Annotated in this window: 16 protein-coding genes; 4 read left to right on the forward strand and 12 right to left on the reverse strand. The window is 63.4% G+C overall.

Going from position 1 to position 19,686, the window contains the following annotated elements:
* Positions 1 to 238: 238 nt before the first annotated feature.
* The 3 genes from BLT92_RS07215 to BLT92_RS07225 form a co-directional block, all read right to left on the reverse strand.
* Positions 239 to 1,294 (reverse strand): DUF559 domain-containing protein, encoded by a 1,056-nt coding sequence (locus BLT92_RS07215; protein WP_157691370.1) that lies wholly within the window; start codon positions 1,292 to 1,294, stop codon positions 239 to 241.
* A gap of 371 nt (positions 1,295 to 1,665) precedes the next feature.
* Positions 1,666 to 2,421 carry an iron ABC transporter ATP-binding protein gene (locus tag BLT92_RS07220; RefSeq protein WP_092104414.1) on the reverse strand — a complete coding sequence of 252 codons (756 nt, stop codon included), beginning with the start codon at positions 2,419 to 2,421 and terminating at the stop codon, positions 1,666 to 1,668.
* A complete protein-coding gene (locus BLT92_RS07225) occupies positions 2,418 to 3,401 on the reverse strand; it encodes an iron chelate uptake ABC transporter family permease subunit (protein WP_092104416.1) in 984 nt (327 codons plus the stop codon). The genes BLT92_RS07220 and BLT92_RS07225 overlap by 4 nt, the downstream gene beginning before the upstream one ends.
* Here BLT92_RS07225 and BLT92_RS20590 point away from each other — a divergent pair.
* On the forward strand, positions 3,361 to 3,555 hold the full coding sequence (locus tag BLT92_RS20590; RefSeq protein WP_172802529.1) for a hypothetical protein: 195 nt from the start codon (positions 3,361 to 3,363) through the stop codon (positions 3,553 to 3,555). The genes BLT92_RS07225 and BLT92_RS20590 overlap by 41 nt on opposite strands.
* A 61-nt stretch (positions 3,556 to 3,616) precedes the next feature.
* Here BLT92_RS20590 and BLT92_RS07230 read toward each other — a convergent pair whose 3' ends face one another.
* From BLT92_RS07230 to BLT92_RS20380, 4 genes are all read right to left on the reverse strand, one after another.
* Positions 3,617 to 4,678 (reverse strand): ABC transporter permease, encoded by a 1,062-nt coding sequence (locus tag BLT92_RS07230; RefSeq protein ID WP_231939077.1) that lies wholly within the window; start codon positions 4,676 to 4,678, stop codon positions 3,617 to 3,619.
* A gap of 28 nt (positions 4,679 to 4,706) precedes the next feature.
* Positions 4,707 to 5,696 (reverse strand): siderophore ABC transporter substrate-binding protein, encoded by a 990-nt coding sequence (locus tag BLT92_RS07235; RefSeq protein WP_092104418.1) that lies wholly within the window; start codon positions 5,694 to 5,696, stop codon positions 4,707 to 4,709.
* Positions 5,697 to 5,893: 197 nt separating this feature from the next.
* Entirely contained in the window at positions 5,894 to 6,886 is a 993-nt protein-coding gene (locus BLT92_RS07240) for an inositol monophosphatase family protein (RefSeq protein ID WP_092104420.1), read from the reverse strand.
* A 441-nt stretch (positions 6,887 to 7,327) separates the two neighbouring features.
* A complete protein-coding gene (locus BLT92_RS20380; RefSeq protein WP_157691371.1) occupies positions 7,328 to 7,585 on the reverse strand; it encodes a hypothetical protein in 258 nt (85 codons plus the stop codon).
* 312 nt (positions 7,586 to 7,897) lie between these two features.
* Between BLT92_RS20380 and BLT92_RS07245 the strand changes: the two genes are divergently transcribed.
* Positions 7,898 to 10,873: an FAD-binding and (Fe-S)-binding domain-containing protein gene (locus BLT92_RS07245; protein WP_092108935.1), complete on the forward strand. Its 2,976-nt coding sequence runs from the start codon at positions 7,898 to 7,900 to the stop codon at positions 10,871 to 10,873.
* On the opposite strand, the gene BLT92_RS07250 is transcribed toward BLT92_RS07245, so the two are convergent.
* Both BLT92_RS07250 and BLT92_RS07255 read right to left on the reverse strand, forming a co-directional pair.
* Positions 10,870 to 11,259: a universal stress protein gene (locus BLT92_RS07250; protein WP_009883440.1), complete on the reverse strand. Its 390-nt coding sequence runs from the start codon at positions 11,257 to 11,259 to the stop codon at positions 10,870 to 10,872. The genes BLT92_RS07245 and BLT92_RS07250 overlap by 4 nt on opposite strands.
* A 205-nt stretch (positions 11,260 to 11,464) precedes the next feature.
* Positions 11,465 to 12,430 (reverse strand): helix-turn-helix transcriptional regulator, encoded by a 966-nt coding sequence (locus BLT92_RS07255; RefSeq protein ID WP_092104422.1) that lies wholly within the window; start codon positions 12,428 to 12,430, stop codon positions 11,465 to 11,467.
* Positions 12,431 to 12,516: 86 nt separating this feature from the next.
* On the opposite strand from BLT92_RS07255, the gene BLT92_RS07260 reads away from it, so the two are divergent.
* The gene (locus BLT92_RS07260; protein ID WP_092104424.1) at positions 12,517 to 13,113 is read left to right on the forward strand and encodes a DinB family protein; all 597 of its coding nucleotides are present in this window, start codon (positions 12,517 to 12,519) and stop codon (positions 13,111 to 13,113) included.
* Positions 13,114 to 13,213: 100 nt separating this feature from the next.
* Here the strand turns inward: BLT92_RS07260 and aceB are convergent, their stop codons facing one another.
* Together aceB and aceA are read right to left on the reverse strand one after the other, a co-directional pair.
* Positions 13,214 to 14,818, reverse strand: a complete 1,605-nt coding sequence (gene aceB / locus BLT92_RS07265; RefSeq protein ID WP_092104426.1) for a malate synthase A — start codon at positions 14,816 to 14,818, stop codon at positions 13,214 to 13,216.
* Positions 14,819 to 15,084: 266 nt separating this feature from the next.
* Positions 15,085 to 16,395: an isocitrate lyase gene (gene aceA / locus BLT92_RS07270; RefSeq protein WP_092104428.1), complete on the reverse strand. Its 1,311-nt coding sequence runs from the start codon at positions 16,393 to 16,395 to the stop codon at positions 15,085 to 15,087.
* A 177-nt stretch (positions 16,396 to 16,572) separates the two neighbouring features.
* Between aceA and BLT92_RS07275 the strand changes: the two genes are divergently transcribed.
* Positions 16,573 to 18,024 carry a helix-turn-helix transcriptional regulator gene (locus tag BLT92_RS07275; protein WP_092104430.1) on the forward strand — a complete coding sequence of 484 codons (1,452 nt, stop codon included), beginning with the start codon at positions 16,573 to 16,575 and terminating at the stop codon, positions 18,022 to 18,024.
* A gap of 29 nt (positions 18,025 to 18,053) precedes the next feature.
* Here the strand turns inward: BLT92_RS07275 and BLT92_RS07280 are convergent, their stop codons facing one another.
* Positions 18,054 to 19,652 (reverse strand): FAD-dependent oxidoreductase, encoded by a 1,599-nt coding sequence (locus BLT92_RS07280; RefSeq protein ID WP_092104432.1) that lies wholly within the window; start codon positions 19,650 to 19,652, stop codon positions 18,054 to 18,056.
* Positions 19,653 to 19,686: the final 34 nt, after the last annotated feature.

Consider the following 19,686-nt stretch of genomic DNA (forward strand, 5'->3'; position numbering starts at 1 on the left):
GACTGGCTTCCTGCACCAAAGGTGGCAAAGGCAACGAATTGGAATCGGCCCGCTACGGGCCAATAGCACCGCAGGCGGCGTCCGGCTTTGACGACTCGGCGGCTGCGACTGACTCCATGCCGACGGCTGGGCCCGCACGAGCGTGAGATAGGAGCTGCACGATCGGAGATCACTGGCCGCCGCACGAAGGGACTGCCCACCACAGCGCCAATGAACTCAGCTTCGACGGCGCATGAACTCACCGGACGGCACCCGCAAATCTCCTCAACCCAGGAGCTTGGGCGTACAGTTTCGTTGCGAATGTGTTCAGGTGAAGAAGGTCCTTGAACCTCATACGAACAATCGTGTAGCCCATGGACAGCAGACGGTTGTGCCGATCGCTCTCCTTGTTCATGGCCTCTCGGCCTTCGGCCAGATACTTGCCGATGCCATCGACTTCGATGATCGTCTTCGTCTCCTCGTGGACGAAGTCGACACGGCCGACAAAGCCTCTGTCGTCGCGAATGCTTATCTGCTGCTCGAATCCGCTGATCTGGAGAGCATGCAGGTCGAACGAGCAGAAGCTCTCGGCGATGCTCTCGGACATCGGATTGAGTGAGTCAGCCATGCGTCGAGCAGTCGCGTGACCGTTTGGAAGACGCGCAATTGCGGGGTACCAGTTCTCCACAACGGTTTTACGCGCAAGTTCCCGGAACCCAGACGGATAGCCGAAGCGAAGGCCGCGTTCCGCTTCGGCTCCTAAAATAGAGGTTCGAAGCACCGCCTCCATCGCAGCGAACCCAGCCTGTTGTCCTTCTTGGCGCACGAGATCCAGAGAAGTTCTGATGGGACGTGTGATCACAAGGTGGGAGAAAGTACATTGGTCTGCCCTGTCGACTGTCCGCACCGTTCGAATGATCTCGGTCGACCGGGAACCACTGGTGGGGTGAACGACGAAGATCGGGCCAGGTTTCACTCCGAAGAGTGGAATGCCGTGTATCAGTGCTGCCGAGGTGCCCCAGACAGTATCGCCGCTCCGGTATCTCAAATAGCTGAGAACGCGCAGTCGGCGAAGTTGCTCCTGGTAAGAGAAGTCATCCCGAAGCTGGGCTGGCGTCTTTTGCGAGTGCAGCTCGGTCCAGCTCGGATCGTCGATGAACCGCGCGATCCTTCGGTGGGCGTTATTCGAGCAGTCCAGCAGGACGGTGTACACGCCGCGACACAGGCGTCGCATGCAGCATTCTTGAGCTTGACGAATCACTCGAGTCGACACTCCTGCCGATACGAGGTCCTTGTAGTAGACGATGTTGTACATCTACCGAGCATGGGTCGCAGTGCTCAGAGAATGCCAGGGCGAATTGTGTGCCTGTGGAAAACCGTCAGCCATCCACAGCCGATTCGAACGCGAGTCGTCGGGTTTTCCACAAGCGCGCTGCCCTGATTCGCACGGAATGTTCCTCTCAGCTCACCTCGACCTACAGATCTCAGCGATTGCCACGGTGCCGCCGACTGCCTTTCATGCACTCTCCGATCATTTTCAGTGCACGTAGCCAGTCTGCAAACTGCTCTTCTGCATCAAAAGTGATCGGCGCCGCAAAACACCCAGAACAACAGCGCCCCGGCGCACCGGGCACGTCGCGTCTTGGGCACGTCGAAGCCACACCCCAAGGCGAGTTGCTGCGAACCTCAGTAGTACACGGCAAGCCGTCCCCGGGGCCCGTCGATGACCTCGACCGGGGTGTCGAAGACGGCCGAGAGCACCTCGGCGGTCATGATCTCCGCAGGTGTTCCAAACTCCACGACGCTGCCTGTCTTCACCGCACAGATGTGGTCGGCGTAGTGGCCGGCAAAGTTGATGTCGTGGAGGACGATGACGATGGTCCGCCCCATCTCGGTAGCGGCCCGGCGCAGGTGCTGCATCATCTGCACCGAGTGCTTCATGTCGAGATTGTTCAGCGGCTCGTCGAGCAGGACGTAGTCGGTGTCCTGAGCCAGCACCATGGCCACATAGGCACGCTGCCGCTGGCCGCCGGAGAGTTCGTCGATGAACCGGTCCTCGAGTTCGGCCAGTTCGAGGAAGTCGATGGCCTGCGAGATGATCTCCTCATCGTCAGTCGTCAGGCGCCCCTTGGAGTAGGGGAAACGGCCGAATCCGACGAGCTGGCGGATCGTCAGCCGGGTGATGAAGTGGTTCTCCTGGCGCAGGATGGACACGATTGTCGCCAGATCCTTCGACTTCGTCGACGACACATCGTATCCGGCGACCTCGATCGCACCGTCGTCGATGCCCAGCAGACGTCCGATCATCGTCAGCAGGGTCGACTTCCCGGCACCGTTGGGTCCGACCAGCGCGGTGACTCCCCCGGCCGGGATCTGCAGGTCGACGGGACCGATCTCGACGTCGTTGCCATAGGCCTTGCGGACCTGGTTCAGGGTGATCACAGTCGTCCCTTTCTCATGATGACGATGAGGAATGCGCCGCCGCCGATGACCTCGATGATGATGGAGACGACGCCCTCGGCGTAGAACAGGTTCTTCATGATGAAGTACGCCCCGCCCAGGACGACGAACCCGAGGAGGGCCGCCATCGGCAGCACGTATTTGTGGTCATAGGTATCGGAGAACTGGTAGGCGAGCATCGCGACGAGGAAGCCAAGGAAGATCATCGGGCCGATCATCGACACGGACACGGCCATGAGGATCGAGACGAAGAACAGGACCTTCATCATCTCGAACTTGTAGTTCAGCCCCAGGTTGCTGGTCGTATCCCGCCCGAGAGCCAGGACGTTGAGCCGCGAGGACATCATGTAGATCGCAGCGCAGGCCAACAGACACAGCGGGATGGAGACCGGCAGGTAGCTGGAGTCCGAGTTCGAGACCGAGCCGAAGAGGCGGGCCGCGAGGACGTCGAATTCGCTGGGCGTCAGGGTCCGCTGCATGAACGTCGCGATCGATCCCAGCCCGCCGCCGATGACGACCCCGATGAGCAGCATGATCGCGATGTTGCCGTACTTGCCTGAGAGCAGCCAGCCGTAGAGTGCCAGCGAGAGCCCGACCATGAGCAGCAGCTGCACGGTGAAGGGCACCAGTCCTTTGAGGTCGACGATCGCGGTGACTCCGACGAAGTACATGGCTCCGGTCTGGATGGCCACGTACAGGGATTCGAAGCCCATGATCGAGGGCGTGATGATCCGGTTGTTCGTCACTGTCTGGAAGGCCACGGTCGCGAATGCCTGGCACAGGGCGACGATTGCGATGACGACGAGGTTCTTCATCCGCATCTGCGCGATGAGCCAGAATCCGTCGTCAGTGATCGGCATCGGGTTGTCCCAGGCCAGGAGGCCAAGAGCGATGGCCGCCGAGGCGACGATGAGGCCGATCATGATCGACCAGTACCGCCACCTGGCCTTGGCAGTGCCCAAAGAGCCGGAAGATCGCCGAGGCTGCTCTCCGTTCGGTGCCGACGCTGACGTGGTCTGCCGCTTCGTCGTCGGCGTGGTCTGTCGCTTCGTCGGCGTGGTCCCATGCGTCGCCGTCTTCGACGGGGCGTTCGAGAACGTGGTTGTCTTCCCCTGATCCGAGCGACTCGTCGTCGGGGAGGTCGTGGATTCTGTCGTCTCTGCGCTCATGGTGCGCCTCAGCCCCGCTTCCGCTGTCGCAGGAGAAGCCCGACGAACACGGCGGCACCGACGACTCCGAGGATGACGGAGACGGGCAGCTCGAAGGGCATGATGATGACTCGGCCGATGAGATCGCAGATCGTAACGATCGCGATGCCCAGCAGGCACACCCAGGGCAGATTGCTGCGCAGGTCGTCGCCGCGAATCATCGAGACGATATTGGGCACGATGAGGCCCAGGAACGGCAGGCTGCCGACGACCACTGTGACGACGCCCGTGGCGATGGCCACAAGGATGGTGCCGATGAGGATGACCTGGCTGTAGTTGAGTCCGACGTTCGTCGCGACCTCTTTGCCCAGGCCGGCGACGGTGAACCGGTCGGCGGCGATGAAGACCGCGATGACGACGATGACGACGACCCACAGGATCTCGTACTGGCCGCGCAAGATCGAGGTGAAGCTGCCGGCGAACCAGATGCCCAGGCTCTGGAGCATATCGGTCTGGACGGCGATGAAGGTCGAGATCGCCCCGACCACTGCGCCGAGCATGATGCCGATGATGGGCACGATGAGCGATGACTTCAGCGAGACCCGGCGCAGGAACAGGAAGAAGACCAGCGTGCCGATGAAGGCGGCGATGATGGCGCCGATCATTCGCGCCAGGATTGAGGCATCCGGGTAGACGATGACGGTGAGCATGAGCCCCAGCCCCGCCCATTCCGTGGTGCCCGTCGTCGTCGGTTCGACGAATCGGTTCTGCGTCAGCAGCTGCATGACCAGGCCGCACATCGCCATCGCCGCACCGGCCAGGACGAGTGCGATGGTGCGCGGGACACGGGTGATCTGGAACATCTCGGCCCCGCCGTCACCGCCGAAGATGTCGTAGACGCCGGTGAGCAGGGAGAGGACGAGCAGCAGCAGGACCCCGACGACGCCCACCGCCAGCTTCCAGCTCAACAGCGGGCTCTTCACCTCGGCAGAGCCCTTGCTCGCTGAGGTGGCCTCGGGTGTCGCGACGCCGGCCGCCCCCGAGGTGGGGGCGGCCGTGTGATCGGCAGAGCCCTTGCGCGTACTCGTCATTCTCGTTCTCAATTACGGCTGGGAGGTGTCACTTCTGCGCTTCAAGCTTGTCGGCGAAGTCGTTGAAGAACTCGGTGTAGGTCTGGATGCCTTCGTTGAGGTAGGTGTCCTGCGGGAAGTAGACGATTTTGTCGTCCTTGATCGCGGGAACGTCCTTGAGAGCTTCGGAGTCCTCGAGGACCTCGGCAGCAGGCGCCGAACCTTCATCGCGCTCCTCGGGGGCGAAGGAGGCATCGCGATCGAGGACGACCATGAGATCCGGGTCGGACTCAGCGATGGCCTCGACAGAGATGTCATCGCCCTTGTCGCCTTCGCTGCTCTCCTCGACTTCGAGGGCAGGACTGAGGCCGAGGATGTCGAAGACCGGTCCGACGGTGCGTCCGGTCGAGGGTGCGGAATAGCCGATGTCGCCCGCCGAGGTGATGAGGCCCATGGCCGTGTCACTGCTGTCATAGGCGGCCTTGGCTCGTTTCACCGAGGCGTCGTAGTCGTCGATGATCTTCTTCGCTTCGTCCTGTTTGCCGAAGACTTCACCCAGGGTGGTCGTCTGACGTTTGAGTTCGGATCCGAAGTCTTCGCCGTCGCGCGGGTCGAGCTCGAGCACCGTGGCGTCGGGCGCCAGCTTCGCGAGTTCGTCGTGGAACTGGGCGAATCGCTGACCGTTGATGACCAGGTCGGGCTTGGCCTCGACGATCTTCTCGAGATCGGGTTCGCGGTGCGAACCGAGGTCGAGGACCGAGTCGTCCTTCGTGTAGCTGAGGTCCTCGGACATCAGGGAGACAGCACCGGCGCTGAGTTCGATGCCCCAGGTATCCAAAGTTTCGAAGGTCCGGTTGTCTGTGGCGACGACCGAGGAGGGTGGGCTGGCCACAGTCTGCGTTCCGTTGTTGTCTTCGATGTCGATGGTGCTGCCGGCGTCGCCCTCGGCGCTGGTGTCGGCGGCTGCTTGGCCACAGCCTGCCAGGGCGAGTGCGACCACGCCGGCCAGGGCGCTGAAACGGAGGCGAGACGAAACCATGATGATCTACTTCCTGCAAAAGTCATTGATGACAAATGAACACGAACCGTGAATTAGCTTAGCCTAAGCTTCACGGTATACGTGACAGTAATCTAACGTTATTCATCTCACATTGACAACGCAGGTAGTCGCGGCGCGGCTCAGCGCAGGACGCTGGCCCGGCAGTGAAGCAGCCGGGTCAGCGGTGGGACAGTCGATCAGATCGAGGCGATGAGCCGACGAACTTCCCGCTCGGACTCCGCGGCCGCTGTGGGGCCACCGGAGCCGCCTCGGTGAACATAAGCGCCGGACTCTTCGGCGATGACGCCGCCACCGGCGTAGTCGTAGATCCCGAGACCGCGCTCGGCATAGCTGTTGACCCTGCCCTCTGCGAGCATGCACAGGTCGATGGCCGCCGATCCGCAGCGGCGGATGTCGTCATAGCCGTCCATCAGCGTGAACAGCTTCGCCAACTGCGGCCCGCGATTGTCACCGGTGTAGGCGAAACCGGTCGCCAGCAGTCGCCCGGAGAGCCCGGCGGGCGTGCCACGCAGTCGCTTGGCAGGGATGCGGGATTTCGAGGTTCCGGCGCCGGCCTCCGACAGGCGCCCTTCGACACGATAGGCACCGCGCCCCTTGACCCCGAACCACGTGGCATTCAGCCCCGGCGAGGCGACGAGACCGATCAGCCAGCGGTCCTCGTCCAGGCCCCGCCCATGGACTTCGCCGGACTCACAGACGCCGACGGAGAACGCATAGTGTTCGATGCTGCGGACATAGTTGACGGTTCCATCGATGGGATCGACATGCCATTCCAAGGGCCGGTTGCTGTCAGTCGCATCCTGACTGCGATCACTCATGTCGATGAGATCATTGCCGCTCGGATCAAAGCTGCTGAGCCTGCGCAGGAACTGCGCGTCGAAGAATTCGGTGGGGTCCAGTGCCGGAGCCCCCTCCTCACCGACCATGGCATCGCCGGGGCGGACCTTCGCCAGGTACCCGCGCACGAGTGATTCGATCTGCGCATCTGCGAGAGTCACGAGATCGTTGGGTGAGGTCTTCGTATCCACGACCGAGGCATCAAGCTGCGTGCCGAGGGAGCCGCGCCAGGCCACCATCTGCTCCCACGCCATCATGGACAGATCCGAAGCGATTCGGATCAATGGCAGATCGCTGACATCACTGGGCAGAAGGTCGGTCTCTGAGCTCATAGTTCAACTCTAGTCGGCTCTCACCAGCTCTTTTATGTAACAACACTGCAATACTGTCGCGAGTGTGTACTTCTTGTATCTAAGCCGCATTGAGGCCGGATTCCGTCGAGGTCACGACGTCGAATTCGCACCACTGTCCTTCTCGAGCCCGAGCCGAACCGGACAAGCTGAGGTCCGACATCTCGATCACATGAGCACTCGACCCCGCAGGCGCTCCACCACCCCAGCGCGCCCGTCCCATTAATGCCACGTGCACGCTTTTCACATGAATTCCACAATAAAGAACTCTTGTTATCAAATGGTGATGAAAAGAATGACTCGGGTCACCATTGAGCACCCGAAGCACGCGCCCGTGCGAATCACGTCACTGTGACCCACAGTCGGGACGACGACCTCGGCGCGCCATCGGTCGGCACACGCTTCTGCGGCAATGCTTCGACCTTATTTCGCGGGGGCTGGTGCGGCTTTTGCACTTTCGGGGCGCTGCACTTGACCATGCCTGCGCACGATCTCCTGCACCGCCTGTGATGAGGTTCCGGCGGCCTCCGCGATGGACCCGAAGGTTGCCCCTTCTTCACGAGCGCGAAGAATCGCCATCACGTAATCGGTATTGATTTTGGATCGCTGACGAGAAACCTTTCGTACTGCACCAACTAAGGCTGTCTGATCAACGGTTAATTCACGGGCACGACGCGACATGGTTTCTTCCCTTACTTACGACTGTGGCTCGATGCCAGCTAATGATGTAGTTCCATTAAATACCACCACTATGAAAATAAGCCAATAGTTCCCGAATCAAAGAAATTGATGCAGTATCTTAACCTTTCGATGTAACGTTTTAATAACGTTTCCAAGGATCCTGCCGCCCGCCGGTGGAACATCCCGCCCGTAGTGGGCACCATCCCACCCGCGGCTGAAGGAGTATCCGACTGGCAGCTGAAGTGGCACAATGCGGACATGACCACATTGGCTCACAGCTCCAGTGCACCTCGGAAGTCTGCGGAGACAGAGATGTCCCTCGCCGATGTTCTCTCGACCGAGCTCCGAACCTCGGGGGTCCGTGACTTCAGCGTCGATGACACCGACCGTGCCGCTTACACCACCGATGCTTCTCTGTTCCGCCTGGTGCCGCAGGTCATCGTGTTCCCGCACGACGAGGCCGACGTCTCGCGCACACTGACGATCGCGCGCCGATTGGGCGTGCCCATCACCAGTCGCGGCGCGGGCACCTCGATCGCGGGCAATGCGATCGGCACGGGCATCATCCTCGACTTCTCCCGCCACATGAACGAGGTCCTCTCCCTCGACCCCGATGCGCAGGCCGCCTGGGTCCAGGCGGGATGCATCCACGCTCACCTGCAAGCCCAGGCGCGGCCACACGGTCTGCGCTTCGGCCCGGATCCTTCCACCCATACTCGCTGCACGATCGGCGGGATGATCGGCAACAACGCCTGCGGGCCACGAGCGCTGGGCTACGGTCGCACCGGCGACAACATCCTCGCGCTGGTGGTCATGCTCGTCGACGGCACGATCGTCACCCTCGACGACACCGATTCGTCCGAGCAGTTCCCGCGTCTCCACGAACTCGTCGGCAAGGAACTGGGCACCATCCGGATGAATCTCGGCACCTTCTCTCGGCAGGTCTCCGGGTACGGGTTGGAAGCGCTGCTGCCGGAGAACGACTTCGACCTGCGTCGGGCCTTCGCCGGGACCGAGGGCACCTGGGGCATCGTGCTGGCCGCGAAGATGCGCCTGGTCAAGGATCCGACCCACACCTCGGCGGTGGTGCTCGGATTTGAGGACATGGTCGCCGCCGCACATGATGCTCCGCTGCTGAAGGACTTCCCGGTCGCGGCCTGCGAAGGCCTCGATTCGCGCATGCTCGATCGAGTCATCGACACCAAGGGCGCCGAGGCGGTCCCCCAGTTGCCCAAAGGCGCCGGCTGGCTCGTCGTCGAACTCACCGGCGAGGACGAAGCCGAGCTCGTCGAAGAGACGAAGCGCCTGATCAGGGAGTCCAACGCAGTGGATTCTGCGGTGCTCGGCGCCAAGGCCGCCGCCGAGGTGTGGGGGATCCGCGCCGATGGTGCTGGCCTCGTCTCCCGCACCCCGGACGGACGCGACGCCCACGCCGGATGGGAGGATTCCGCGGTTCCGGTGGACCACCTCGGCGACTATCTGCGTGATCTCATGGATCTGCTCACCGAGCATGGTCTGTGGGGAATTCCCTATGGTCACTTCGGTGACGGCTGCCTGCACATGCGCGTCGATTTCCCGCTTGAGGATCCCGATGGCCCTGAGGTGATGCGCACATTCATGGTCGCGGCGACGAAGCTCGTGGCGCGCTACGGCGGATCGGTCTCGGGTGAACACGGCGACGGCAGGGCCCGGTCCGAGCTGCTGCGCCTCGTCTATCCCCCGGCGGTGATCGACCTGTTCAAGGAGGTCAAGGAGCTCTTCGACCCGCAGTATCTACTCAATCCCGGGGTCATCGTCGATCCGGATGCGTTGAGTGAGTCGCTGCGACTGACCCAGCTGCCCTTGCGAGAGGAGCTGCCCGGCACCTTGGCGATGGCCTACGAGGGAGAGTCGGCGGGGTTCGCCTCTGCCGTGCATCGGTGCACCGGCATCGGCAAGTGCCGCGCCGATTCCGCCGCTGGTGGCGAGGTCATGTGCCCGTCCTACCAGGCCACTCGCGACGAGCGGCACTCCACCCGCGGACGTGCCCGGGTGCTGCAGGAGATGGTGTCCGGCGACCTCCTCGACTCCTCGTGGCAGTCCCCCGAGGTCGCCGACGCCCTCGACCTGTGCCTGTCCTGCAAGGCCTGCGGAACCGAGTGCCCCACGGGCACGGACATGTCCACGTACAAGGCCGAGGTCCTCTACCAGTCCTATAAGGGCAGACTGCGCCCGATGAAGCACTATTCGCTCGGCTTCCTGCCGCAGCTGGCGCGCGTAGTCACGCCGCTGGCTCCCGTGGTCAACCGGGTCTCGGGCCTGCCGGGGCTGACGACCGTGGCGAAGAAGCTGGCCGGGATCGACGTTCGCAGATCCATCCCGCAGTTCGCGTCGACGACGTTTCGGAAGTGGTGGAAGACCGCTGACGGCACCGCCGCCGAGGTGGGGCCCGGGAATTCGGGTACGCCGGAGTCAGGTGCCGCGCAGTCGGATGCGACATCGGTGGGCCCACGGTCGAAGACCCATGAGGTGATTCTGTTCGCCGATTCGTGGTCGAATCATTTCGCGCCGCGCATCCTCGCCGCCGCCGTTGCCGTGCTCGAGCGTGCGGGTGTCACCGTGCGCGTCATCGACCAGACCGTGTGCTGTGGACTGCCGCTGATCTCAACGGGCCAGCTCGACGCGGCGAAGGCGAATCTGGGCGCGACGATCAGCGCCCTCGATGCGACCGGGGATGTGCCCATCATCGGGGTCGAACCCTCGTGTCTGGCGACGCTCAAGGACGATTCGCAGAAGCTGTTGGCCGATGAGGCCTCGGCCCGGGTTGCCTCACGCGTGCAGACCTTCGCCCAGTACCTGCTCAGCATGGGTGCCGAACTGCCACGCTTGGACGGAGTCGAGACGCTCGTGCAGCCGCACTGCCATCAGTCGGCGATCTTCGGCAACGCCGCGGATAAGGAGCTGCTGGCCAGAACCGGTGCCGCGTCGACGTTCCTGGGTGGGTGCTGCGGTCTGGCCGGGAACTTCGGAGTCGAAGAGGGCCACTACGAGACCTCGGTCGCGGTGGCAGAGGTGGCTCTGCTCCCGGCACTGCGCGAGCAGGAAGCACTGCGCAATCAGGAACCGCACGCAGTCGGAGCGGGAGGAGCTGCGGGGACAGGAGAAGTAGCCGGCGACGGTGACCGCACCCGGGTCGTCCTCGCCGACGGCTATTCCTGCCGCACCCAGATCGCTGACCTCAGCAACGCCCAAGGCGTGTCACTGCCGGAGCTGCTCGCCTGGGGCTGGGGTCTCGAACCCGCGCGTTAGGCCTTGGCTGTGAGGACCGGGACCTCTGCCTCGAGCAGGATTCGCTGGGCCTGCGAGCCGAGGATGAACTTGCCGATCGCCGAGCGCTTGCGCAGGCCGATGACGATGAGCTGAGCGTCGTGCTCTTCCACCAGTTCATTCAGCGTTCCCGGCAGGTCGTCCTCGTGATCGGGCTGAAGCACCTCGACCTCGACGTCCGAATCCTTGCCGAGAGAGACGATGCGGTCGATGACGTCTTGGTCGATCTCGGTCGGGGTTCCACTGGCTCCGCGTCGTTGGGAGTTGATCACGACAGCGTTGCTCGACCGAAGTTTGGCTTCTGCGAAACCCGCGCGCAGAGCCGCCTCACCCTCAGGAGCAGGAAGATAGCCAATGAGAATCGTCATATCGACTAGTGTATTAGCTCCGCTCTGATTCATTCATTCCCGTATCACCGTGAGGACACCCAGCGGTCATCGAACCGCACCGGCTACCCGAACCTGCAAGACCGCGCCGCCTGCACGACGCTTTTGCCGGTTCGGGTATCCGTTAGCACACACAGTGCCTCAGCCGCCGGCACACAGTTTCTCAGCCACCAGCGCACGTCATTGCTCAGGCGGGGCGGGTCGTGCCGGACCGGCTCACACGAGTCGCACGCTCTCCGAGCTCCTGCAGCGCGCTCAGCAGTTCCGGCGGCTCGACGACGCGGAAGGGAACCGGAGTCGCCGCAGTGATCACCGCCGCCCAGGTCAGGTCCTCGACTCCGAATTCGATACGGGAACCGGAGCGGGTCTTCGTGATCGTCGCCGTCCTCGTCGGGAACCAGGATTTGGTCTCGGGCACAGAGGCATCCACCTCCAAGACCACCGTGTGGCGGTACGCATCGGTGGTGACGGCGGAACTCACGGCCGCCTCGGCGTCGGGATGGTCCCTGTCAGCGAAGGCGAACGTCGTTTCGTGGACCTCGCTCATCCGGTCGAGTCGGAACACCCGCCAATCGCTTCGGGTGAGATCCCAGGCGTAGAGGTACCAGTGCGCGCCGAGGACGACCATCCGCACGGGCTCCACCCTGCGCCGCAACGTCTCGGATCCGGAGGCCTGTCGCTTCTCATGGGCGAATGTCAGGACGTTGCGAGATGCAATCGCCGAGGCGGTCGTCATCACAGCGCTCATATCGACCCCGGGCTCATGACCGGGAAGAACGGACACCGCCGCGCTGATGTCCCCGACGCTTTCGCGCGTCGTGGCAGGCAGCATCGCCCGCAGCTTCACGGTGGCCGAGTCCGCATTCGCGGTGCCCAATCCGGCGCCGTTGAGCAGGGCCAGGCCGACTGCCGTGGCCAGTGCTTCACCGGTCTCGAGCTGCAGCGGGGGCAGGAGGGTGCGCGACTGCGCTCTGTATCCGCCGGCAACACCGGGGAGGGACTCGACGATATAGCCGAGCTCGCGCAAGCTCGCGATGTCGCGTCGGATCGAACGAGGAGTGACCCCGAAGTGCGCGGCCAATTCGCGCGCGGAACAGGTCCGTCCCGCTGCGAGCATTCCCAGCAGAGAAAGCAGACGTGAGTCGGCGGTCATAGCGGACATTATACGTCCGCGTTCGACTGGAGACTTGTCTCATCGATCCGAACGAGCGGATCGACCACAGATGATCAGGAGCTCCCATGTCATTCTTCGCCCCGTCCGTCACGACCGAAGCCGACGCCCTGTTCTCCTACCTGGAGCAGCAGTGCACTCAGCTCAAACTCACAGCACTCGACCTCACCGATGAGCAGGCCCGCAGCACTCCGACGGCCAGCTCACTGAGCATCAAAGGTCTGTTGGCCCATGCGGCACAGGTCATCAACGGTTGGCTGCAGCAGGTGAAGGACCCGACCCGCTACATCGGTGAGGAGGAGTATCCGACGATCAATGACGGGCTCGGCCTCAACGGAATGTTCGACGGTTCTGGTCTCCCCGACCTCACCATCGCCGAGGTGGTTGCGATCTTCGAGAAGAGCCTGACCGAGATCAACGCGGCCCGTCGGTCCGTCGCGGAGAACGGAACCGACCTGGGGACCGTGGTGCCGACGCCCGGAAATCCGTGGATGCCGAAGGACTTCGTCATGAACGTCCGGTGGATCCTCAATCATCTGACTACCGAGATCGCTCGCCACGCCGGGCACGCGGACATCATTCGCGAGTCCATCGACGGTGCGATCGCCTATCAGCTCAATGCCCAGGCCGATGGCCAGCCCTGGCCACCCGCGGAGTGGAGCTGAGCGCCCGCCCACCGTGGCGCGACGCAAAAACTACCCGAACCGACAATAGCTCCGTGCACACGGGGAGCTATTGTCGGTTCGGGTAGCTGAAGGGTGGTGATCAGGCCGCGTATACGGTGCCCTTCGACACCCGGTCGACCAGGTGGTCGCTGTAGGCGGGCATCGTGAGGAACTCCGGGAAGTCCTCTTCGAGCGCGCTCTTGCGGAAGATCTCGACCGCCTCGGTGTAGTGATCGGCGGGATGGCGCTCGATGACCGCGAGCTCCTCGCCCATGTAGCGCTCCACCAGATCGCGGGTGAGCTGCTTCCCGTTGTCCAGGGTCACCGAGTGGCGGATCCACTGCCAGATCTGGGACCGGGAGATCTCCGCGGTCGAGGCGTCCTCGAGCAGGTTCTCGAGTGCGACGTTGCCATTGCCGCCCAGCCATTCGTTCATGTAGCCGATGGCCACGCGGATGTTCAGGCGAACGCCTTCCTCGGTGACGGTGGTGTCGAGTCCCGAGACGTCGAGCATGTGCTCGGCGCAAGCGTGGGCGTCGACCCGGCGGTTGTCGAGTTGATTCGGCTTGTCGCCGAGTGCCGCATCGAAGACCTCCAGCGCATCGTCGACCAGACCGGGCTCAGCCACCCAGGTGCCGTCGAAGCCGCGCGAGGCTTCACGAGCCTTGTCCTCGCGCATCTGCTCCAGCTCGGCCGCGACGAACTCCCTGTCCGGGTGCGTGGTCATGAGGTTGCTCATGGTGCCGATCGCGTGCGCTCCGCGGCGGTGGCAGGTCGACACGAGCCGGTCGGCGAACGCCTGCAGCAGGGGCAGTCCCATCGTCAGGTGTTCGCGATCCGGCAGCACCCACTTCGGGGAGTTGCGGAAGTTCTTCACCAGTGAGAACAGGTAGTCCCAGCCTGCAGCGTTGAGGCCCGCGCAGTGGTCGCGCAGCTCCCAGAGGATCTCTTCCATCTGGAACACGGCGGTGATCGTTTCGATGTGAGCCGTGGCCCGGATGGTTCCCTGAGGCAGGCCCATGTAGTCCTGGGCGAAGACGAAGATCTCGTTCCACAGACGAGCTTCACGGAAGGATTCGAGCTTCGGCAGGTAGAAGTAAGGCCCGGAACCGTTGTCGACGAGTCGGCGGGCATTGTGGAAGAAGTAGAGGCCGAAGTCGACCATGGCGCCCGAAGTCTCGCTCTGCCTGCCCTGGTCATCGACGCGCAGCAGGTGCTTCTCGGGCAGGTGCCAGCCGCGGGGGCGAAGGCCGATGGTGGGCTGGACACGGTTGTTCACGCCCGGCAGGTTGCCGCGGATGGCGTTGAACAGGTTGAGCTGTCCGCCGATGACATTGGCCCAGGTCGGGCTGGTGGCGTCTTCGAGGTCGGCGAGCCAGACCTTCGCACGGGAGTTCAGCGCTGCAACGACTTCAGGTTCGGACACGGGGCCGGTCAGCTCGACGCGTCGGTCCTCGAGACCCGGAGCGCCGGTCGCGCCGGCGACCTTCCAGCTGGTGTCGGCCCGGATGCCTGCGGTATCGGGGGTGAACCTCGGGAACGTGCCGTTCCGGATGCTCTGCGCCTGACGGCCGCGGACTCCCAGCAGCTTGCCCAAGCGGTCGCTGAAGCGATCGTGGAGTGCCGCGACGAAGTTGAGAGCGGACTCCGAGAGGATTGTGTCAAAGCCGGGTTCGATGGGGGCGTTGATCTTGATGTGAGACATGGGGCTTCTCCTCACCCGTCGGAATGTGTGCTGCTGATGTGCGTTGCGTTGGTGCGTGATCTGTATTGCGGTCAATCGGTACTGCTGGTGTCGCCGAGGTTGTGATTGGTTGTGGTGTGCGCCGGGGTGCCGGCGCGGATCAACAGTGCAAACCCCGTGAAAACGCTGTCGATCCGCGCCGAGTACTAGGTGACCGGGAACGAAGCGACCAGTCCACCGGCGTCTGCGGTGTCAGTCGTCGCGTGACCGGTCGGGTCACCGAAGGCTCAGTTGAACTGAGCGGATTCGGTCGAACCGGTCAGAGCAGTCGTCGAGCTCTCCGGGTTGAGTGCGGTCGAAACCAGGTCGAAGTAACCGGTTCCGACTTCACGCTGGTGCTTGGTCGCGGTGTAGCCGCGCTCCTCGGCAGCGAACTCGCGTTCCTGCAGCTCCACGTACGACGTCATCTGGTTGCGGGCGTAACCGTGAGCCAGATCGAACATCGAGTAGTTGAGCGCGTGGAAGCCGGCCAGGGTGATGAACTGGAACTTGTAGCCCATGGCTCCCAGCTCGCGCTGGAACTTCGCGATGGTGGCATCGTCGAGGTGCTTGCGCCAGTTGAACGAGGGTGAGCAGTTGTAGGCCAGCTTCTGGTCCGGGTACTCCGCGTGGATCGCATCCGCGAACTGCTTGGCAGCCTCAAGGTCAGGTGTCGATGTCTCCATCCACAGCATGTCCGCATAGGGAGCGAAGGACAGTCCGCGGGCGATGCCTGCTTCGATGCCGTTCCTGATCTTGTAGAAGCCCTCAGAGGTCCGCTCACCGGTGACGAAGCGCTGATCGCGCTCGTCGATGTCCGAGGTCATGAGCGTGGCTGCCTCTGCGTCCGTACGGGCGATGACGAGGCTGGGCACGTTCTCGACGTCGGCCGCCAGGCGAGCCGCGTTGAGGGTGCGGATGTGCTGCGAGGTCGGAACGAGAACCTTGCCGCCGAGGTGGCCGCACTTCTTCTCGGAACCGAGCTGATCCTCGAAGTGCACGCCGGCAGCACCGGAGGAGATCATCGAGCGCATCAGCTCGTAGACGTTGATCGAACCGCCGAATCCGGCTTCCGCGTCGGCCACGATCGGAGCGAACCAGTCATCGACCTGCTTGTTGCCCTCCGAAGTCTCAATCTGGTCGGCGCGCATGAGTGCGTTGTTGATCCGACGCACGACCTGCGGCACCGAGTTGGCCGGGTAGATCGACTGATCGGGGTAGGTCTGTCCGGCGGCGTTCGCGTCGGCGGCGACCTGCCAGCCAGAGAGGTAGATGGCGTTGAGACCGGCCTTGACCTGCTCAACAGCCTGGTTGCCGGTCAGCGCACCGAGTGCGTTGACGTACTCGCCGGACTTGATGTCGCTGGAAGAGACCTGGTTCCACAGGCGTTCGGCACCGTGGCGAGCCAGTGTGTGCTCTTCGATCAGCGAACCGCGCAGTTTGACGACATCCTCGGGCTCGTAGTCACGAGCGATTCCCGACCAGCGGGCGTTGGCCGCCCAGTCGCGACGGATGGCCTCAGCATCGTGCAAGTCGGCCTGCGTGGTGTTGTCAGTCATTGTCATTCACTCCTACTCGTTCGGGGTTGGTGAGATCAGTCTGCCGTGACTGCAAGGGGGTCGATAGAGGTTTTCGCTAGGAATAATCGACTATTTTCCGGTTTTAGAAATTTCGTGGTTATGTCATACTGATTGCAAGCGCGTGTGAACCAGCACACAACATCGATAGGGGCCGCAATGACGAGCAATCAGACGGATCTGGGAGCTGCCGAGCACGAGGCAGACACACTCAGCATCGGCAGAAGAATCCGCTTTTTTCGCAAACAGCGCGGGCTGACGCTGAGCGAGCTGGGCGAGAGAGTGGGGCGCGCAGCCTCTCAGATCTCGACGATCGAGAACGGTAAGCGAGAAACTTCTGTCACCCTCCTGTCCGCGATCGCGAAGGCCCTGCACACCGAGGTCGCCGAGCTCATCGACCCCACTCCCGTCGACGGCAGGCAGGCCCTCGAGCTCGAGGCCGAACGCAATCAGGCCTCGCCCATGTACTCCTCTCTGGGCTTGCCGCAGGTGCGGATCAAGTCGCTGCCGCCTGACGCTCTCGAGGCGATCGTGGGTCTGCAGCGACAGCTCGGCCAAGTCCTCGAACGCCGGGCCGCGACCCCGGAGGAGGCTCGTCGGGCCAACCGGGAACTGCGCGAGAACATGCGCGAGAAGAACAACTACTTCGCCGACCTCGAGGCTCAGGCCGCCGAGCTCCTGCGTCTGGCCGACTACGAATCGGGGACGGTCTCTCAGCGGCAGACGGCGACGATCGCGGAGAAGCTGGGCTTCAGCCTCCACTACGTCTCCGACCTGCCGTCATCGACCAGGTCGATCTCCGACACCGCGAACAATCGTCTGTACCTGCCCAATGCGGATGCTGCGGCTGACCCTCGTTCGCATCTGCTGACCAGCCTGGCCGCGCACGTCCTCGGCCACGATTCCCCGAAGGACTTCAGCGAATTCCTGCAGCAGCGCGTGGAGGCGAACTACTTGGCGGCGGCCGTGCTACTTCCGCAGAGTTCGGCCGTGCCGATGCTCGCCGAGGAGAAGAAGAAGCGCGAGATCTCGGTGGAGCATCTGCGCGACATGTTCGGCGTCAGCTACGAGATGGCCGCCCACCGATTCACCAATCTGGCCACCGAGCACCTGGGGCTGCCCGTGCACTTCATGAAGGTCCACCGCTCCGGAACCATCCACAAGGCGTATTCGAACGATGGCCTGCCCTACCCCACGGATCCGCTCGGCGCCATCGAGGGGCAGTTCGCGTGCAAACGCTTCACCTCCCGCACGGTCTTCCGCGTCGCGGACAGGTTCAGCCCGTACTACCAGTACACGGACACCCCGGAAGGTTCGTTCTGGTGCACCGCACGCGTACTGCCCGGCGGTGACTTCGCGATCAGCGTGGGAGTCCCGTTCGCCCACGTGAAGTGGTTCGAAGGTCGGGAATCTCAGATCCGTTCAAAGTCGGCCTGCCCGGATCCCGCCTGCTGCCGACAAGCACCCGAGGACCTGGCCGAGAAGTGGGAGAAGCAGGCGCTGCCCTCGGCGCAGATGCATGCCTCCCTGCTGGCGGCCGTTCCGCCTGGTGCCGTTCCCGGTGTCGACGACACCGAGGTCTACGAGTTCCTCGAACGCCACTCCGGCTGAGGCGATTTACCCCATCGAAGGTGGGTCCGTCAGTTCGTCGAATCGTCGGACGCGCCGAAGACTTGGTCCGCAATATGTTCGGCCACTGCCAGCGCCGAGGTGGCCCCTGACTTCGGCAGGCTCCTGACCATGGTGAGCCTGCCGCGCGTGGTCACGCGCAGTTCGTCGACCAACGAGCCGTCGGCATTGATCGCCTGAGCCCGGATGCCGCGTGTGCCCGGGCGAACGTACGAGGCATTGACGGCGGGAACGAACTTCTGGATCCCTTCGACGAAGGCGGAGGTGCTGATGCCCGGTTTGGCGCCGCGCGCGGCGGTCTTCGCGGTCTGCGCCGCGAATTTCCAGAACCCTTTGAACCCGACGGTCGATCCCACATCGCCGAGGTCGAAGCCGTGCTTGTCATAGCGTTCGCGGCCCAGGGACACGAAGGTGTTCGGGCCCAGGATCAGTCCATCGTTGATGCCTCTGACCACGGATTTATCAGAGAATGGGGAGGCCGGATCGGGAACTGTGCTGATGATTCCTCGAACCACCTCGGCGGAGTCGTCGACGGCGTAGTAGTCGCTAGTGAACGGGACGATGCGAGGTTCCTCGTCGAAGCCGGCCGCCGCTGCCAAACGATCGGCCTGGAGGCCGGCGCAGACGATGACGAGATCGAAGACCTCGGCGTCCTCGACGCGGGCTGGTTGTTCGCGTTCGTCTCCGGCAGGTTCCCGGTTCTCGTCTGCACCAGTGTGCCGGGGTTCGCCCCCGCCCGACTGGCGAGAGCGTCCCGAGGCGGGATTGGTGAACCGGTCGCTGAGGCTGTCGATCGTGTCTTCGACCTGTTTGAACCAGTCCTGAGAGCCGAAGCGGCTACGCAGCTCGTCGCGGAAGTCGATCACCGGTCCGCCGGTGTTATCCCCGCGATAAGTCCGCGGAGCCTCGTGCACCTGATCGTCGATATCGCCGTCGGATTCTGCGGCGGAGTCAGCGTCGCGGACTGCAGAGGAAGCATCGGAGCCTGAAGCGGAGTCATCGTCGGAGTCGGCAGCGGGCTCGCTGCGCTCGGGCGCTGCCACGCGCATGCGGACGCGAACCTCGTTGCTCATCACGTCGACGCCGGTGACCTCACTACCGAAGCGGAAAGCCCCGCCGGCGGCACTGACATCGGAGGCGAGTGCCTCGGTCAGAGCGGCGTAATCGGTCACGGCGGTGTGCGGCGAATACAGGGCGAGCACTCCCCTGGCGTTGGGTTCGATCTCCCGCATCTCCGTGCGGTCGAGCAGACGCACTCCCGGGACCTGGTTCGCTTCGGCGTGGGCGAGGATCTCCTCGAGTCGGTCGGCCTCGTCGGTGTTCTGCGCAACCAGCAGTTGGCCGCACTCGCGGTAGGGGATGCCGCGTTCGGACACGAACGGGACCAGTAGCTCAACACCTCGGCGAGCGAGCTTCGCTTCCGATGACCCCGGTTTCGCGTCGAGGGCGGGATCCACGATTCCCGAGCTGTGTCCGCTCTGATGTGCGGCAACCTGCTCGGCCTTGTCGAAGACGGTGACATCGGCTTCGGGGAGTCTGCTGATGATCTCGCGGGCGAGCGCCACGCCGACGATCCCGGCACCGACCACGGCTACTCGTGAAATACTCATACAACAATCTTGGCACCGATCGCGGCGAAGGAGA

Source organism: Brevibacterium picturae, assembly GCF_900105045.1.
GTDB lineage: Bacteria > Actinomycetota > Actinomycetes > Actinomycetales > Brevibacteriaceae > Brevibacterium > Brevibacterium picturae.

Excerpts from the sequence above, each read along its gene's own strand:
- BLT92_RS07215 (WP_157691370.1), bottom strand. The coding sequence starts at position 1,294 with ATGTACAACATCGTCTACTACAAGGACCTCGTATCGGCAGGAGTGTCG.
- BLT92_RS20590 (WP_172802529.1), top strand. The coding sequence starts at position 3,361 with ATGATCGACCAGTACCGCCACCTGGCCTTGGCAGTGCCCAAAGAGCCG.
- BLT92_RS07230 (WP_231939077.1), bottom strand. The coding sequence starts at position 4,678 with ATGACGAGTACGCGCAAGGGCTCTGCCGATCACACGGCCGCCCCCACC.
- BLT92_RS07235 (WP_092104418.1), bottom strand. The coding sequence starts at position 5,696 with ATGGTTTCGTCTCGCCTCCGTTTCAGCGCCCTGGCCGGCGTGGTCGCA.
- BLT92_RS07240 (WP_092104420.1), bottom strand. The coding sequence starts at position 6,886 with ATGAGCTCAGAGACCGACCTTCTGCCCAGTGATGTCAGCGATCTGCCA.
- BLT92_RS20380 (WP_157691371.1), bottom strand. The coding sequence starts at position 7,585 with ATGTCGCGTCGTGCCCGTGAATTAACCGTTGATCAGACAGCCTTAGTT.
- BLT92_RS07245 (WP_092108935.1), top strand. The coding sequence starts at position 7,898 with ATGTCCCTCGCCGATGTTCTCTCGACCGAGCTCCGAACCTCGGGGGTC.
- BLT92_RS07250 (WP_009883440.1), bottom strand. The coding sequence starts at position 11,259 with ATGACGATTCTCATTGGCTATCTTCCTGCTCCTGAGGGTGAGGCGGCT.
- BLT92_RS07255 (WP_092104422.1), bottom strand. The coding sequence starts at position 12,430 with ATGACCGCCGACTCACGTCTGCTTTCTCTGCTGGGAATGCTCGCAGCG.
- BLT92_RS07260 (WP_092104424.1), top strand. The coding sequence starts at position 12,517 with ATGTCATTCTTCGCCCCGTCCGTCACGACCGAAGCCGACGCCCTGTTC.
- aceB (WP_092104426.1), bottom strand. The coding sequence starts at position 14,818 with ATGTCTCACATCAAGATCAACGCCCCCATCGAACCCGGCTTTGACACA.
- aceA (WP_092104428.1), bottom strand. The coding sequence starts at position 16,395 with ATGACTGACAACACCACGCAGGCCGACTTGCACGATGCTGAGGCCATC.
- BLT92_RS07275 (WP_092104430.1), top strand. The coding sequence starts at position 16,573 with ATGACGAGCAATCAGACGGATCTGGGAGCTGCCGAGCACGAGGCAGAC.
- BLT92_RS07280 (WP_092104432.1), bottom strand. The coding sequence starts at position 19,652 with ATGAGTATTTCACGAGTAGCCGTGGTCGGTGCCGGGATCGTCGGCGTG.